Here is a 16230-nt window from a genome sequence, read left to right on the forward strand (position 1 = left end):
CAGTAGAACTGAGCTTACGGACCAAAAGTCCGCTCCGCTCCGGTTCTCGAAATCAGCACCAGCCGACTCAGCCTGACGAATTTCCTGACGGGATTTACCCAAGCGTTCGAACGAAGAAGAGCCATGGAAGTTTGGCGCGGCTTCTCGGAACTGCCGGCAATGGGCGTGACGCTGGAGGCTCAGTCGTTCTGGGGGCGCAGGCCGAAGGTGGCGGGCTTCAGGCCGTAGCGCATGTCGAAATCGTCATCCGATTGCACGCGCCCGGTTGCCGGCTTGCGGTAGTCGGGATCGCCGGCCTGGCGACCGGAATCGACCACTTCGGCGAAGGCCATCGCCTGCGGCGTCGGTTTCGGCACGTTGCGCAGCCGCTCGACGATCGCCACCAGGTCGACATCGTCGCCGGCCTTTGGCGACTCGATCTGTTCGCGCTTGGCCGCGCCGGGAAGCAGGTGGCTGGGCAGTCTTTCGAATTTCAGCCGCATGGTCGTCGCCACGCCTTCGCCGAAGGCGATGGCTTCGCGCTGTCCCATGGACGACAGGAAGGCAAGCGTGGAGGCGGAGGAGTCGGCGATGGCCGAGCGGATAATCGCCTGGTCCTGCTCGTTGGCGAGCCGCATGGCGAAGAAGGTCGAACATTGCGACAGGATGGTCGGGTCAAGCTCGCCGGGGCGCTGCGTGACGACGCCGAGATAGCAGCCATATTTGCGGCCTTCCTTGGCGATGCGCGACAGCGCGTGCCTGGTCGGCGCGAAGCCGAGACGCGGATCGGCCGGCATGTAGCGATGCGCTTCCTCGCACAGCAACAGCAGTTGCAGCTTGCCCTCGCTCCACAGAGCGAGGTCGAAGGCCAGGCGCGCCAGCACCGAACAGACGGAGTTGACCACTTCGGAAGGCATGCCGGCCATCTCGAAGCAGGTCACCGGCCGGCCGTGATGCGGCACGCGGAAGATGTTGCCGATCGTCTCGTGGATGGTATCCTCGATCAGGCGCGAACTGAACATGAAGCGATAGCGCGGATCGGCGGACGCCGATTCGATGCGCGTCTTCAGCGATTTGAGCGTCGGGCGCTCGTTCTTGCTTTCGAGCATGCCCATACGTTCGTCGATCTGCTTGAGCAGGTCCGCGATGCGGTAAGGAACCGGCGTATCGGCGGTCAACGCGTCGTTGCCGCGCCTGAGATAGGCACCTGAATTCGGGTTGCGGTAGAGGCTCTTGGCCAGCGGAATGAGGTCGCGCAGGGCGTCGATCTCTTCCGGAACCGTTTCACGGCCGCGAAACAGCACCTCGGCGAATTCCTCGAGCTTGAACATCCAGAACGGCAGGTCGAGCGTCTTGGAATCGACCTTGACGCAATATTCCGGCAGCGACGCCGCGAATTCATTGTGCGGGTCGAGGATCAGGATGCGCAGATCCGGCCGCGCCGCGATCGATTTGCGCAGCAGCAGGGAGACGGCGGTGGATTTGCCGACGCCGGTGGTGCCGACAATGGCGAAATGGCGCGCCAGCGTGTCGTCGATGGCGATGTTGGCGGCGATCGCCTCGTCCTGCGACAGCGAACCAATGGTGATGGAATGGCGGCCGGCCAGATCGTAGACGGCCTGCAGATCGCGGCTGCGGATGCGATGCGCAACCGCGCCGATATGCGGATAGGTGGTGATGCCGCGGTCGAAGATCGGCTTGGCTCCGGGCTCGGCCCCATCGCGTACTTCACCGATCAGCTCGATGCTGACCTCGATGGGGTTCTGGCCTTCACTGCTCCAGGCGCGGTCCGATTTGCCGATGCCGTAGACCAGGCCAACGGTTCGGGTCGTGCCCAGATTGATCGAGATCATCTTGCCGACCGTCCAAAGGCCTGTCACCGCGCCGTCGACATCGTCGGCATAGGCGGCGATGGTGGCGCGCGCGCCGTCGCATTGCACGACGTTGCCCAGGATGCGCCGGTCGTTCTGCTCTGCGTTGCGGCGCTCCTGCGATGTCGGTTCTCCGACGGAAGCTTCGCGTTCGACATACATGGACAGGCCAATCCCCATTTCCCTTGATATCAGACCCTACCGGAATGGGGTTAAGGCCGGATGAGGTCGGATGGTGTAGAGAGGATTAAGCGCCTGGCGAAAATTGTCGCGACACGGCTCTTCTCCATCTCAGGCATTTCGCTATAGTGGACGAATGGGCGATATAACGAACGATATTTCTTCGACCATCGGCAGGCGGATCCACGCCGAAAGGGTCATGCGGGACTGGTCGCTGGCCGAGCTTGCCGAGCGGTCCGGTGTTTCCAAGGCCATGCTGAGCACGATCGAGCGTGGCATGACCAGCCCGACGGCGGCCCTTCTGGTGCGCATCGCGGCAGCGTTCGGCATGACGCTGTCGACCCTCATCGCGCGCGCGGAATTGCAAGGCGGCGGGCTGCAGCGCGAGGCCGATCAGCCGGTGTGGCGCGATCACGGTACAGGCTATGTCAGGCGGCATCTGTCACCGGCCGGCGACATGCCGCTCGAACTGATCAAGGTGCATCTGCCGGCGGGCGCCAGGGTCAGTCTGCCGGCGGCTTCTTACGCCTTCATCAAGCAGCAGATCTGGCTGATTTCCGGACGGCTCGAATTCACCGAGGGCGATGTGGTGCACAGGCTCGAGCCCGGCGACTGCCTGGCGCTCGGCGCGCCGTCGGACTGCACCTTCCATGCCCTGGAGGCGGGCGCCGACTATCTCGTCGCGCTGGTCAGGGGCTGAGATCATGGCGAGACGGCCAAAGCGCTCCCACAATGGGGGGCCGCCTCTTGATGAGTATAAGGGGCCACCCTGGGGCAAGGGCGACCCCTATATTTTCCTGGCCTGGCAGGTCGCGCACGCCAAGGCATGGAAGGCGCCGAGCCGCGAAATCATGCTGATGCGCATGGACAAGGCCGAACGGCTGGGCCTGACCTATGAGGAATACACGCTCGAGATCCTGGAGCGTGGACGGCATCTGCGAGAAGAAGACACCGAGCGGATCAGCGCCATCAAGGCCGCGCGCAAGCGACGCCGCGTGCGCCTTCTCGATTGAGGCCTCTACGTCGGGGCCTTTCTGGATAGGTGCCCCAGCAACCACTGGCGGAAATCCTGTTCGGCACTGGTCAGGCGCGCGGTCGATGCGCTGGTCAGAAAATGGCCTGAGCTGCTGGAGAGCTCGAAATCGGAAAGCGGCACTAGGCTCCTGGCCTTGAGCGCAGCGTCGACTAGCGGCCGCGACCCCAGAAGCACGCCGGTGCCAGCGCTCGCCGCTTCCATCGCCGCGACGAAACTGTCGAAGCGATGCGACCGCTGGGGGTGGCCGGCCAGTCCAGCGGCCGCGAACCATTCCGCCCACATTTCGCGCGCGCCGGCGACCAGAAGCAGCGGCAGGGCTGTCCAGTCGGCGGCACCGGCGAGGGTCGGACTTGCCAACGGCACAAGGCGCTCGGCAGTCAGCCTGTCGGCCTCGCGTCCGGGAAAGGAGCCGTTGCCGAAACGGATGTCGAGCGCCGAGCCCGGCAAGTCGTAATCGGTCGGCCGATGGATCGTCACCAGATCGAGCTGGATGCGCGGCAGCGCCTGGGCGAGATCGGGCAGCGCCGGGACCAGTATCAGCAAGGCGAAGGAGATCGGCACCCGGATCGATACGGTCTGCAGCGCGCGCGGCTCGAACAGTTCGGTCGTGCTGCTGGAGATGGTGGCGAAAGCCGACTGGATGTGCGGCAGATAGGCGGCACCCTCGGGCGACAGCGCGACGCCGCGCGCCAGCCGCGAGAACAGGCGCGTCTTCAACCGCTCCTCGAGCAGCCGGATATGTTGGCTGACGGCCGCTTGGGTCAGGCCGAGTTCGGCCGCGGCCGCCGTGAAATTCGACAGCCGTGCCGCGGCCTCGAAACTGCGCAGCCAGTCGAGGGGAGGCAGAGCGGGAATGGGTTTTTGAGACATTAGAAATTTGTGGTCTTTGGCTAAAAAATGATAATTTGAGTTATGCCTGCCTTGTTGCCAACATGCAATCGAAACCCTGCGGACCGGGCCGCGGGCGTAGAGGACAGGAACGGATCCATGCTCACCCACGCGCTGATTGGCGACGAAGGCAGAACGATCGAACTTGGCTGGCAGGGTGGGAGACGCACCCGCTTTCACGCCATGTGGCTGCGTGACAATGCGCTGGACGACAAGACGCGCAGCGCCGGCAATGGCCAGCGGCTGATCACCATCCTCGACATTCCGGCCGAGACGAGGATCGGCGCGGCCGCGATCAAGGGCGGCGCGCTGGAAGTTAGCTTCGTGCCGGAGGCAAAGACGGTCAGCTTTCCCGCGCAGTGGCTCAGCGCCAACGCCTATGACCGCGACGAGCTTCGCGAACCCGGCTGGACGGGCGATATCATCCAGCGCTGGACCAAGGCGACGATGCAGAATTCGGTGCCGCGCGCCAGCTACAAGGCGGCCTTTCATGGCCGCAGCGTCCTGCGCGAATGGCTTTCGGCGGTACGAACCTACGGCTTTGCGGTAATGGACGGCCTGCCGGCGGAGTCCGGGGCGTTGTGCAAGGTCTCCGACCTGTTCGGCTATATCAGGGAGACCAATTACGGCCGCTGGTTCGAAGTGCGCGCCGAGGTCAATCCGAACAATCTCGCCTACACCAATCTCGGCCTCCAGGCGCACACCGACAATCCCTATCGCGATCCGGTGCCGACGCTGCAGATCCTGGCCTGTGTCGAGAACACGGTGGAGGGCGGCGAGTCCAGCGTGGTCGACGGTTTTGCCGTTGCGGCCGCGCTGCAGGCCGAAAACGCTGAAGGCTTCCGGCTGTTGAGTTCCTGTCCGGCGCGCTTCGAATATGCCGGCTCGTCCGGCGTGCGGCTGCAGGCGAAGCGGCCGATGATCGAGCTCGGACCGGATGGCGAGCTGATCTGCATCCGCTTCAACAACCGTTCGCTGGCGCCTGTCGTCGACGTGTCGTTCGCCGATATGGACGCCTACTATGCCGCCTATCGCCGGTTCGCCGAGCTGATCGAGGATCCCGCCTTCGAAGTGACGTTCAAGCTTCAACCTGGCCAGGCCTTCATCGTCGACAACACGCGTGTCATGCATGCCCGCAAGGCGTTTTCCGGCACCGGCAAACGCTGGCTGCAGGGTTGCTACGCCGACAAGGACGGCCTGCTGTCGACGCTTGCGGCGATCGAGCACAGCTTCAAGGAGGCCGCGGAATGAGCGGCCAGGATTTGAACGCGGACAATATCGTCGAATTCATCGCCGACATTTTCGAGCGCCGGGGCGCGGAATCCTATCTCGGCGAGCCGGTGACCATGTCCGAGCACATGCTGCAGGGGGCCTGGCTGGCGGAGCAGGATGGTGCGCCCGAAGTGCTGGTGGCGGCCGCGCTGCTGCACGACATTGGCCACTACACCAGCGAGTTCGGCACCTATTCGCCCGACGATGTCGAGGACAAGCACCATGATGAGGCCGGCGGCGAGGTGCTGGCGCCGTTCTTCCCGCCGGTCATCGTCGAATGTGTGAGGCTGCATGTCGCGGCCAAGCGCTATCTCTGCGCCACCGACCCGACCTATTTCTCCAGGCTGTCGCCGGCTTCGGTCCACACGCTGTCGCTGCAGGGCGGACCAATGAGCGCCGACGAGGTGGCCGATTTCCGCAAAAACCCGTTCCACGAGGAAGCGGTGCGGGTCCGTATCTGGGACGAGGGCGGCAAGGTTGCGAACATGAAGACGCGGGCGTTTCGCGACTACATGCCGTTGCTGCAGCGCGTGGTGCGCGATTTCGCCAACCACGCCTAACGGCGGTTCATCACCAAAACCCATGTGCTTCTGCTTCGACGGGCAAGGGGCGGTGACGCCACACAGGTCCGAGGAATGCCGAGAGCGCGGTCATACCGAAGGCGTTCCCCCCGGTGCAGCCCGGCGCCTTCGTCGGCAAGCCAGCTTCCCTCGATCCGGCGAGCCGGTCCGAAACGCTCGACGTCACAGACATTCCGCGCGCATAGCGATGCATTCTGGAGGCGCGGCATTTGCCGCGCCTTCCTGGTGCCGGCCGCAGCTGACCACCCAGTCCCGCTATCCCTTGTGGTGCACCGTCTGCAGCCCGTAGACGGGCGTCGGCAGGCCGGCATGCCGGGCCTTCAGCTGCAACGACAGGAACTGCGAATAGTGGCGCGACTGGTGCAGATTGCCGCCATGGAACCACAGCGCTTCCTGCTGCGTCGGCTTCCACATGTTGCGCAATTCGCCTTCCCAGGGGCCGGGATCCTTGGTGGTGTTGGAGCCGAGGCCCCAGCATTTCCCGACCTTGTCGGCGGTTTCGCGCGATATCAGATCGGCGGCCCAGCCATTCATCGACCCGTAGCCGGTGGCGTAGACGATGAGGTCCGCGGGCAGTTCGGATCCGTCACTGAGCAGAACCGAATGCGGCTTGATCTCTTCGACGGCGACACCGCTCTTCAGCTTGATCGAACCATCGATGATCAGCTGGGAGGCGCCGACATCGATATAATAGCCAGAGCCGCGCCTGAGGTACTTCATGAACAAGCCGGACTCGTCGTCGCCCCAGTCGAGCATGAAACCGGCCTTTTCCAGTCCCTTGTAGAACGCCGCGTCGCGCTTCTTCATCTCGGCATAGGCCGGAATCTGGAACTCGTGCAGGATCTTGTAGGGCAGGGAGGCGAAGATCAAATCGGCCTTGGCCGTGGTGATGCCATTCTGCAGCGCCTGCTCCGAATAGAGCGAACCCAGTCCGATCTCCATCAACGTGTCGGATCTGGAGATATGGGTGCTCGAGCGCTGCACCATGGTGACGTCGGCGCCGGCTTCCCAAAGGGCCGCCGCGATGTCATGGGCGGAATTGTTGGAGCCGATGACGACGGCTCTTTTCCCGGCATAGTCATCGGGGCCAGGGTGTTTCGAGGAGTGGTGCTGATCGCCCTTGAAACTCTCCATGCCCTTGAATTTCGGCATATTGGCCTTGCCGGACTGTCCCGTCGCCAGCACCAATTGCTTGGGCTTCAAGGTGATGTCCTTGCCGTCGCGGCGGACGACGACGGTCCATTCCTTCTTCTTGTCGTCATAGGAGGCGCTCTTGGCCTCCGTCGAGGACCAGTAGTTCAGCTCCATCACCTTGGTGTACATTTCCAGCCAGTCGCCGATCTTGTCCTTGGGTGAGAAGACCGGCCAGTTCTTCGGGAAATCGATATAGGGCAGATGGTCGTACCAGACCGGATCGTGCAGGCATAGCGACTTGTAGCGCTTGCGCCAGCTGTCGCCGGCGCGCTCGTTCTTCTCGACGATGATGGTCGGTACGCCGAGCTGCCGCAGCCTTGCGCCGAGCGCGATGCCGCCCTGGCCGCCGCCGATGATGAGCGTGTAGGGCTGCGTCTTGAAGCCGAGCTCGGCGGCTTCCTTCTCACGCTCTTCCTTCCATGTCGGACGGTTCTTGCCCGAGCCATGCTTAGCCCCCATCGGCCGCGCGAAGCCGGCCGGTTCCTCGTGGCCTTTCAATTCGACCATGGTGGTCAGCAGAGTCCAGATCTTGCCTTCCTTAAGCCTGATATGGCCAAAGCCGCGCGCCACTTCGGTCTCGAAACTGATCCAGCCCTCGATCAGCCCGTCGCTCTCGGTCGCGTCCTCGCCCTTGGCGAGTGCCCAATGCGACGGCTTTGTCTTCGACAGCTGGCTCTTCAGCATGTCGCGGACCTGGTCCCGGCCTTCCATGGTCTTGATGTTCCAGGTGAAGGTGACGAGGTCGCGCCAGTAGCAATCCTCCTGGAAGCAACCGACAGCCCTGTCGATGTCATTGGCGGCCAGGGCGCCGCCGAATTGGTCGAGCAGGTCGGACAGTTTCTTGCTTGGGGCCTTGTCGAGCATAAGTTATCCTCCGTGAAATCCAGGCCGTCATGGTGGCTCCTCCCGACTTGCAAGCCGGACGATGAAGTATCGGCAGAGAGGACGGCCTTCGTCACGCCCCACCATAGTTTCGCGTGGCTTCAAGGACTTATCTGGAGAACGCGGTTTGCGAGCCGGTTTGGAGCGCTCTTGCGACGGGCGATGGGGGTGGTGTCGGCACGATGCGGCGTCCATCGCGAAATCGTGACGGGCCATTTGTCGAATTGGGAAGCGCCTTCATCGCCGGCGCGATTTTTGCCGTTGACAGGGCGCCTTGCCGGCCCGTAGTGTCCGCGACCATGAAAAAGGCACTCATTCTCGTAGGAAGGCGCGTGGGCAAGGCGGTGTAACCGCCGGGCGAAAACCTCCCATGCGCAACACACAGGCTCCCTCGGGGGCCTTTTTTATTGCCCGAAACACGACTAAACGACCAACAACACCCAAATGGCAACGCCCAAGTGGCGACAGTACGGGACCAGACCGATGAGCAACGGACAGAGTGAGCGGCGCGAGATGACGGGCGCCGAAATGGTGGTGCAGGCGCTGAAGGACAATGGCGTCAAGCATGTCTTCGGTTATCCCGGCGGCGCGGTTCTCCCGATCTATGACGAGATCTTCCAGCAGGACGATGTCGAGCACATTCTCGTGCGGCATGAGCAAGGTGCCGGCCATGCGGCCGAGGGCTATGCGCGTTCGACCGGCAAGGCCGGCGTCATGCTGGTGACGTCAGGCCCCGGCGCGACCAATGCGGTGACGCCGCTGCAGGATGCGCTGATGGATTCGATCCCGCTGGTCTGCCTGACGGGTCAGGTGCCGACCTCCTTGATCGGCTCCGACGCGTTCCAGGAATGCGACACGGTCGGCATCACGCGCCCCTGCACCAAGCACAACTGGCTGGTGAAGGACGTCAACGAACTCGCCGCGACCATCCATGAGGCTTTCCATGTCGCGACCACGGGCCGTCCCGGTCCGGTTGTGGTCGACATCCCCAAGGACGTGCAGTTCGCCAAGGGTTTCTACGTCCCGCCGCAAATCGCACCGCGCACCAGCTACCAGCCCAAGGTTCAGGGCGATCTGGAGAAGATCAAGGCCGCGGTCGACCTGATGGCCACCGCCAAGAAGCCGATCATCTATTCGGGCGGCGGTGTCATCAATTCCGGTCCGGAAGCGAGCCATCTGCTGCGCGAACTGGTCGACCTCACCGGTTTCCCGATCACCTCGACGCTGATGGGTCTGGGCGCCTATCCGGCATCCGGCAAGAACTGGGTCGGCATGCTCGGCATGCATGGCACCTACGAGGCCAACATGGCCATGCATGACTGCGACGTGATGATCTGCATCGGCGCGCGCTTTGACGACCGCATCACCGGCCGGCTCAACGCGTTCTCGCCGAACTCGAAGAAGATCCACATCGACATCGACCCGTCCTCGATCAACAAGAACGTACACACCGAGGTGCCGATCATCGGCGATGTCGGCCGGGTGCTGGAGGATATGGTGCGGCTGTGGCGGGCAACCGCCAAGGCCGACAAGAAGGCGCTCTATCCCTGGTGGGAGCAGATCGCCAAATGGCGCGGTCGCGATTCACTCGCCTATAAGATGAACCACGAGGTGATCATGCCGCAATACGCCATCCAGCGGCTCTACGAGCTGACCAAGGACAAGGACACCTACATCACCACCGAGGTCGGCCAGCACCAGATGTGGGCCGCGCAGCATTATCATTTCGAAAAGCCGAACCGCTGGATGACCTCAGGCGGTCTGGGCACGATGGGCTATGGCCTGCCGGCGGCACTCGGCGTGCAGATCGCGCATCCCGATGCGCTGGTCATCGACATTGCCGGCGACGCCTCGGTGCAGATGACGATGCAGGAGATGAGTGCCGCGGTGCAGTACAAGGCGCCGATCAAGATCTTCATCCTCAACAACCAGTATATGGGCATGGTGCGGCAATGGCAGCAGCTCTTGCACGGCAACCGGCTGTCGCATTCCTACACCGAGGCGATGCCGGACTTCGTCAAGCTGGCGGAGGCCTATGGCGGCCATGGCATACGTTGCGAGAAGCCGGACGAGCTGGACGACGCCATCAAGGAGATGATCTCGGTCAGGAAACCCGTGCTGTTCGATTGCCGCGTGGCGAACCTCGCCAACTGCTTCCCGATGATCCCGTCGGGCAAGGCGCATAACGAGATGCTGTTGCCCGACGAGGCCACCGACGAGGCCGTGGCCAACGCCATCGACGCCAAGGGCAGGGAACTGGTGTAATCGACGGGCCAAGGCAGGGCTTGTCGAAAGAAGCCGTGCGCAAACAAAAAATCAGACCAAGAATTTGAGATCCATGTCATGAACGCACAGCACCTTCAACCGACCGGCTCCGCCTACTTCATCGCCAAGGAAACGGAGCGGCCGGAAAACCACACGCTCTCCGTACTGGTCGACAACGAGCCGGGCGTACTCGCCCGGGTCATCGGCCTGTTCTCCGGACGCGGCTACAACATCGAGAGCCTGACCGTTTCCGAGACGGAGCACGAAAAGCATCTGTCGCGCATCACCATCGTGACGCGCGGCACGCCGCATGTGCTGGAGCAGATCAAGCATCAGCTCGAGCGCATCGTGCCGGTTCACCGCGTGGTCGATCTCACCGTGCGCTCCCATGAATTCGGGCAGGAGCGGCCGCTGGAGCGGGAACTGGCGCTGGTCAAGGTGGCCGGCACCGGCGAGGCCCGGGTCGAGGCGCTGCGGCTGGCCGACGCTTTCCGCGCCAGCGTCATCGACGCCAACACCGAGCATTTCATCTTCGAGATCACCGGCAAGGGCTCCAAGCTCGACCAGTTCATCGCCATCATGAAACCGCTCGGCCTGGTCGAGATCTGCCGCACCGGCGTGGCGGCGATGAACCGCGGCCCGCAGGGCATGTAGGCACGCCACCGCGCAAGGGGGCCGACGCTCACAACGCCTGGTTCGATCGGCGGCCAGGCGCTGGCCTTTGCGCAGCCAGCAATAAGAGACAATAATGCTGACGTATCTGGGAGGATAACATGTCACTCGACGCATTCCTCGCACTGCTCGTCTATGCCCTCGTCACCTCGATCACGCCGGGGCCGAACAACCTCATGCTCTTGGCCTCCGGCGTCAATTTCGGTATCGCCAGAACCGTTCCGCACATGCTTGGCATCAGTATGGGCTTCCTGGTGCTGCTGCTTGCCGTCGGCCTTGGCCTTGGCGCTGTGCTGACGGCGTTTCCGGTGTTGCACATCGGATTGAAGATCGCCGGCGGCGCATATCTGCTCTATCTCGCCTGGAAGATCGCCATGTCGCGCTCGCTGGCCGGCAAGGGTGAGACGAAGGCGCGGCCGATGCGCTTCATCGATGCGGCGGCTTTCCAGTGGGTCAATCCGAAAGCCTGGGTGATGGCGATCACCGCCATGGCTGTCTATGCCAATGCCGAGCACCCGTTCCTGTCAGTGTTGTTGATCTCGATCGCCTTCACCATCGTCAACCTGCCGAGCGTTTCGATTTGGGCGGGATTCGGCACGGCACTGCGGGGATTCCTGTCGGATCCTGTGCGGCTGAAATGGTTCAACATCGCCATGGGCGTGCTCTTGGCGGCGACGCTGTGGCCGATGCTGAAATAGGTCCCCCAATTGTTCGACGGGCTTCGGCTCGCGGCAATGACCGCACTGCCCACTCATTGTGCAGTGCACATTAAATCTTCGTAATGCCGTGTTTTGGCCCTTTTCCAACAAATGCCTGTCCTATCTATTCGGCGAAATCACGGCAATGAGCCGTGGATTGCGCTAGAATACGACCACCTGACTACGGCGTGTCGGACGGAGAGGCCTTTTTTCGATGCGTGGAAAAGTCATTGTTTCATTGCTTGTCGTCGCCTGTGCGGGCGCGGCCTGGCTCTATCTGTCTCCGAATACGCTAGGCAAGGTTGAGCAACTCATCGGCGCAAAGCAAGTCGTGGCGTCGAACAAGGCGGCAACCGACAAGCAGGCAGCCGGGGGCAAGCAAGGGGCCGGCGGAGGTGGCGCCCGTTCGGCCTCGATCGTTTCGGCGACGGCAACGACGGCTGACTTCCCGATCCGGCGCTACGCCATCGGCTTCGTCTCCTCACCCGCCGTGGTCAGCATCAACGCGCGGGTCTCCAGCCAGATCGTGTCGATCGACGTCAAGGACGGGCAGATGGTCAAGGCCGGCGACACCCTGTTCTCGCTAGACGACCGGGCGCTCAAGGCGCAACTCGCCAAGGACCAGGCCACGCTCGCCAAGGACCAGGCGCTGCTTGCCAGTTCGAATTCCGATCTTCAGCGCGCCAAGGACCTTGTCGCCAAGCAGGCCGGAACGCAGCAGACCTATGATCAGGCTGTAGCCGCACAGAAGGCAGCGGCGGCGACCGTCGATGCCGACAAGGCGACGATCGACGCGGACAATGTCCAGCTTGGCTTTGCCACCATCACGGCGCCGATCGCGGGCAGGCTCGGTGCGGTCAACGTTGCCGTCGGTGATCTGGTGACCACCAGCAATGGCAACAGCAGCACCTCGACACCGCTGGTGACCATCACCCAGATGGACCCGTTGCAGGTCAACTTCAACCTGCCGGAAAGCAATCTTGCGCTGTTGCACAAGGCGCTTGCCAATCCGCAGCAAGGGGCAGTGACGCTGACCAAGGACGGCGAGCCGACGCCGATCGGCAAGGGTACGCTCGATTTCGTCGATTCCAGCGTCGATACCGCCTCGGGCACGATCGCCACGCGGGCGAGCATACCGAACGCGGATCTTTCGCTGTGGCCGGGCCAGTATGTGAATGTCGTCCTCGACGCCGGCATCATGCCGCAGATGACCTCCGTTCCCACCGTCGCGGTCCAGCCCAGTCAGAAGGGCCCGTTCGTCTATGTGGTCAAGCCGGACAACACGGTCGAGATGCGGCCGGTGCAGGTCGCGCTGACCGAAGGCCAAAACAGCGCCATCAGCCAAGGCCTCAAAGCCGGCGAGAAAGTGGTCACAGAAGGCCAGACCAGGCTGAAGGATGGCGCCGCCGTGCACGAAGGCACCGCGGCCGCCGCGCCCAAGGTGGCCGAAGCAACCAACGCCGGCGAGGCGGCCCGATGATTTCCGAATTCTGCATTCGCAGGCCCGTCGCCACCCTCCTGATGTCGTTCGCCCTGGTGCTGGCCGGACTCTTCGCCTATAAATTCCTGCCGGTGGCAGCACTGCCCAGCGCCGAATTCCCGGTGGTCAACGTCTCGGCTTCACTGCCGGGCGCCTCGCCGGAAACCATGGCGACATCGGTGGCGACGCCGCTGATCAAGCAGTTCGCGACCATCGCCGGCATTGATTCCATTTCGACCACGAACTCGCTCGGCCAGACCTCGATCGCCATCCAGTTCGTGCTCAACAGGGATATCGACGCCGCGGCGGCGGATGTGCAGGCGGCGATCGCGCGAACGCAAAAATCGCTGCCGCCGCAGATGACGTCGCCACCCAGCTATCGCAAGGTCAATCCGGCCGATGCGCCGATCCTTTTGATGTCGCTGGTCAGCGACACGGTTCCGCTGACCGACCTCGATGCCTTTGCCGAGAACGTCATCTCGCCGTCGCTGTCGACCATCGACGGCGTGGCGCAGGTCTCGATCTTCGGCCAGCAGAAATATGCCGTTCGCATCCAGATCGATCCGACGGCGCTTGCCGCGCGCGGTATCTCGATCGATCAGTTGCAGGCGGCGGTTGCATCGGCCAACAGCAATACGCCGCTCGGCGTGCTGCAGAACAACAAGCAGCAGCTGACCATCACCGCCAACACCCAGCTGACCGACGCCGCGGGCTTCTCCAACCTCATCATCGCCACCAAGAACGGCCATCCGGTGCGGCTGGGCGAGGTGACCCGTGTCGTCGATTCGGTGCAGACCACCACGACGGCGAGCTGGTATGACGGCACGCGCGCGATCATCATGGCCGTGCAGCGCCAGCCCGATGCCAACACTGTCGACGTCGTCGACAAGGTCAAGGCGATGCTGCCGTCCTTCCAGGACCAGATGCCGGCCGCTGCCCAGATCAAGCTGCTCAACGACCGCTCGACCTCGATCCGCCAGGCGGTCGACGACGTCCAGTTCACGCTGCTGTTGACCATCGCGCTGGTGGTGATGGTGATCTTCGTGTTCCTGCGCCGGGTGACGGCGACCATCATCCCGGCCGTGGCGGTGCCGATCTCGCTGATCGCCACGCTCGCTGCGATGTTCCTGTTCGGCTTTTCCATCGACAACATATCGCTGATGGGCCTGACGCTGGCGGTGGGCCTCGTCGTCGACGACGCCATCGTCATGCTGGAAAACATCTTCCGCCATATGGAGGAGGATGGGTTGTCGGCCTTCGACGCGTCGCTGAAGGGCGCGCGTGAAATCGGCTTCACCATCATCTCGATCTCGATCTCGCTGGTGGCCGTGTTCATCCCCGTGCTTCTGATGGGCGGTGTCATCGGGCGCATCTTCAACGAGTTCGCCGTGGTGGTGACGGTCGCCATCCTGGCATCGATGTTCGTGTCGCTGACGCTGACGCCGATGTTGTGCTCGCGGCTCTTGTCGGTCACCAAGGCCGATCGCGAGGCACACGCCCCTGGCCACAAGCACGACCTCATCACACGCGGCTACGACCGGGTCCTGAGCTTCTGTCTGCGCCACACTTTCCTGGTGTTCCTCGTCTTCATCTGCACCGCGGCAGCGTCGGTATGGCTGATCGAGATCTCGCCGAAGGGCTTCTTCCCGCAAGAGGATATCGGCCAGATATCGGTGACCACCATTGCGCGCCAGGACATCTCGTTCGACGCCATGTCGAAGTTGCAAGGGCAGGTGGCCAGCGTCTTTTCGCACTCGCCCTATGTCGACCATGTGGCGTGGTCGGCGGGCAGCGGCAACAACGCGCTCAACCAGGGGCAGCTCTTCGTCCAGCTCAAGGGCAAGGACCAGCGTCCCGATATCGAGAAAGTGCTTTCGGATCTGCGCAAGCAGCTGGCCGGCGTGGCGGGTATCGAAACCTACATGCAGCCGGTGCAGAATTTGAGGCTGGGTTCGCGGTCGTCGGCCAGCGCTTACCAGTTGGTGGTTCAGGGCCTCGATACCGTCCAGACCGATATCTGGGCGCAGAAACTGAATGACGCGATGGCGGCCGACCATGCGACCTTCACCGACGTCACCAGCGACCTGCAGAACAATGCGCTGCAGGCATCGCTGGTGGTGGATCGTGACAAGGCTGCCCAGCTCGGCATCGATACCGACACGCTGCGCTCGGCCCTCTATGGCGGCTTCGGCACCGACCAGGTCTCGACGATCTTCGGTTCGGCCGACAGCTACGAAGTGATCACCGAGCTCGACCCCAAGATCGAATGGTCGCCCGAGCGGATGCTCGCCATCCAGATGCGGACGGCGAGCGGCAGTCTGGTTCCGCTTGGCGCCTTCGCCCGCGTCGATCGCACGGCGGGCGCCCTGACGGTCAACCAGCTCGGCCAGCTTCCGGCCGTGACCATCTCCTACAATCTGCCGCAAGGTGTGGCGCTTGGCGACAGTACGGCTCGCATCAGCGCGCTGAAGGAGCAGATCGGCATGCCAACGGCGATCTCGACTTCCTTCGCCGGCACGGCAAAGACCTTCCAGGATTCGCTAGCCAATCAGGGCCTGCTGGTCGGCGGCGCGATCCTGACCATCTATATCGTGCTCGGCATTCTGTACGAGAGCTTCATCCACCCGCTCACCATCCTCACCGGCCTGCCGTCGGCGGTGCTGGGCGCCGTCGTTGCCTTGCGCTTCGCCGGCATGGATCTGTCGGTCATCGCGGTGATCGGCATTCTGATGCTGATCGGCATCGTCAAGAAGAACGGCATCATGATGGTCGACGTCGCGCTTGAATTGCGACGAGAGGGCATGTCGGCCAAGGACTCCATCCACAAGGCCTGCCTGATGCGTTTCAGGCCGATCATGATGACGACGCTGGCGGCGCTGATGGGCACGTTCCCGATCGCGCTCGGTACCGGCGCCAGCGCCGAACTGCGCCAGCCGCTGGGCGTCGCCGTTGTCGGCGGCCTGCTGGCTTCGCAGGCGCTCACCTTGTTCGTGACACCGGTGATCTACGTCTACATGGAGAATTTCTCGAGCTGGCTCGCCGGGCTCATGCCGAAGCGCAAGGCCGAATTGCATGCGGTCGACAATCCCGAACAGCCCTCGCTGTTCGGGATCAACGACGACATCCCGGCCGAGCCGCAGAAGACGGCCGCCGAATAGCCGGCCAGCAGGCGCTGATTTTCGCTGGCCCAAGCCGTCATGCTTGCGGCCGGCGGGTCGGGACCGTAATTTGC

General features: G+C 63.1%; 12 protein-coding genes. 9 read left to right on the forward strand and 3 right to left on the reverse strand.

Features of this window, described 5'->3' with window-relative positions:
- Positions 1-179: 179 nt before the first annotated feature.
- Positions 180-2012: an ATP-binding protein gene (locus tag D3242_RS05130; RefSeq protein ID WP_038647649.1), complete on the reverse strand. Its 1833-nt coding sequence runs from the start codon at positions 2010-2012 to the stop codon at positions 180-182.
- A gap of 154 nt (positions 2013-2166) precedes the next feature.
- Between D3242_RS05130 and D3242_RS05135 the strand changes: the two genes are divergently transcribed.
- On the forward strand, positions 2167-2730 hold the full coding sequence (locus tag D3242_RS05135) for an XRE family transcriptional regulator (RefSeq protein ID WP_064983878.1): 564 nt from the start codon (positions 2167-2169) through the stop codon (positions 2728-2730).
- Between the two features lie 4 nt (positions 2731-2734).
- Entirely contained in the window at positions 2735-3043 is a 309-nt protein-coding gene (locus tag D3242_RS05140) for a hypothetical protein (RefSeq protein WP_064983879.1), read from the forward strand.
- Between the two features lie 5 nt (positions 3044-3048).
- On the opposite strand, the gene D3242_RS05145 is transcribed toward D3242_RS05140, so the two are convergent.
- Positions 3049-3936 (reverse strand): LysR family transcriptional regulator, encoded by an 888-nt coding sequence (locus D3242_RS05145; protein ID WP_019858998.1) that lies wholly within the window; start codon positions 3934-3936, stop codon positions 3049-3051.
- 117 nt (positions 3937-4053) lie between these two features.
- Between D3242_RS05145 and tmpA the strand changes: the two genes are divergently transcribed.
- Both tmpA and tmpB read left to right on the forward strand, forming a co-directional pair.
- Positions 4054-5205 carry a 2-trimethylaminoethylphosphonate dioxygenase gene (gene tmpA, locus D3242_RS05150; RefSeq protein WP_019858997.1) on the forward strand — a complete coding sequence of 384 codons (1152 nt, stop codon included), beginning with the start codon at positions 4054-4056 and terminating at the stop codon, positions 5203-5205.
- A complete protein-coding gene (tmpB, locus tag D3242_RS05155) occupies positions 5202-5786 on the forward strand; it encodes a (R)-1-hydroxy-2-trimethylaminoethylphosphonate oxygenase (RefSeq protein ID WP_038647641.1) in 585 nt (194 codons plus the stop codon). Before tmpA ends, tmpB begins: the two co-directional genes overlap by 4 nt.
- 276 nt (positions 5787-6062) lie before the next feature.
- Here the strand turns inward: tmpB and D3242_RS05160 are convergent, their stop codons facing one another.
- Positions 6063-7865, reverse strand: coding sequence for an NAD(P)/FAD-dependent oxidoreductase (locus D3242_RS05160; RefSeq protein ID WP_064983881.1), 1803 nt, complete (start codon positions 7863-7865; stop codon positions 6063-6065).
- A 501-nt stretch (positions 7866-8366) separates the two neighbouring features.
- On the opposite strand from D3242_RS05160, the gene D3242_RS05165 reads away from it, so the two are divergent.
- The 5 genes from D3242_RS05165 (at position 8367) to D3242_RS05185 (ending at position 16156) form a co-directional block, all read left to right on the forward strand.
- Positions 8367-10148: an acetolactate synthase 3 large subunit gene (locus D3242_RS05165; RefSeq protein ID WP_081296079.1), complete on the forward strand. Its 1782-nt coding sequence runs from the start codon at positions 8367-8369 to the stop codon at positions 10146-10148.
- 78 nt (positions 10149-10226) lie between these two features.
- On the forward strand, positions 10227-10802 hold the full coding sequence (gene ilvN / locus D3242_RS05170; protein WP_013894763.1) for an acetolactate synthase small subunit: 576 nt from the start codon (positions 10227-10229) through the stop codon (positions 10800-10802).
- A gap of 119 nt (positions 10803-10921) precedes the next feature.
- Positions 10922-11518: a LysE family translocator gene (locus tag D3242_RS05175; protein WP_038647636.1), complete on the forward strand. Its 597-nt coding sequence runs from the start codon at positions 10922-10924 to the stop codon at positions 11516-11518.
- A gap of 214 nt (positions 11519-11732) precedes the next feature.
- Positions 11733-12998, forward strand: a complete 1266-nt coding sequence (locus tag D3242_RS05180) for an efflux RND transporter periplasmic adaptor subunit (protein WP_064983885.1) — start codon at positions 11733-11735, stop codon at positions 12996-12998.
- The gene (locus D3242_RS05185; RefSeq protein ID WP_064983887.1) at positions 12995-16156 is read left to right on the forward strand and encodes an efflux RND transporter permease subunit; all 3162 of its coding nucleotides are present in this window, start codon (positions 12995-12997) and stop codon (positions 16154-16156) included. The genes D3242_RS05180 and D3242_RS05185 overlap by 4 nt, the downstream gene beginning before the upstream one ends.
- Positions 16157-16230 lie beyond the last annotated feature (74 nt).

Origin of the sequence: Mesorhizobium jarvisii, assembly GCF_003601985.1 — a bacterium.
GTDB classification, from domain to species: Bacteria; Pseudomonadota; Alphaproteobacteria; order Rhizobiales; family Rhizobiaceae; genus Mesorhizobium; species Mesorhizobium jarvisii.